Here is a 500-nt window from a genome sequence, read left to right as displayed (position 1 = left end):
GCAACCACCTTGCCGGTCTGGCCGACCTGCCAGTCGTTCGGCGCATAGCCGGCATCGACCGCGGCGCGGGAGGCGCCGACGGCGGCACCGAGCTTGTCGGCGACCGGCAGGATGACCTCCTGGAACTTCTCCGCCGAACCCAGCGCACGACCACCCGAGATGATGATCTTGGCCGAGGTCAGCTCCGGACGGTCGGTCTCGGAAAGCTTGTTCTCGACGAAGGTGGACAGGCCGGGATTGGCCGCGGCCTTGACGGTCTCGACCGCCGCCGAGCCGCCCTCGGGGGCTGCCTGGAACGAGGCCGTGCGCACCGTGATCACCTTCTTGGCGTCGCTCGACTGCACCGTCTGGATGGCGTTGCCGGCATAGATCGGCCGCTTGAAGGTGTCGGGCGATACGACTTCGATGATCTCGGACACCTGCGCGACATCGAGCAGCGCTGCGACGCGCGGCGCGACATTCTTGCCCGACGAGGTCGCCGGCGCGATGATGGTGTCGTA

The 500-nt window shown here is 67.8% G+C and carries 1 protein-coding gene; it reads right to left on the bottom strand.

Annotation, left to right across the window (positions count from 1 at the left end; translation table 11 throughout):
- Positions 1-500, bottom strand: a 500-nt coding sequence (locus NP503_RS33195; protein WP_256755086.1) for an electron transfer flavoprotein subunit alpha/FixB family protein, incomplete at both ends; no start/stop codon positions are given.

It is taken from the genome of Mesorhizobium sp. SEMIA396, assembly GCF_024518615.1.
GTDB lineage: Bacteria > Pseudomonadota > Alphaproteobacteria > Rhizobiales > Rhizobiaceae > Mesorhizobium.
Note: the sequence above shows the minus strand (reverse complement) of the source record. Positions and strands in the feature narration are given on the sequence as shown.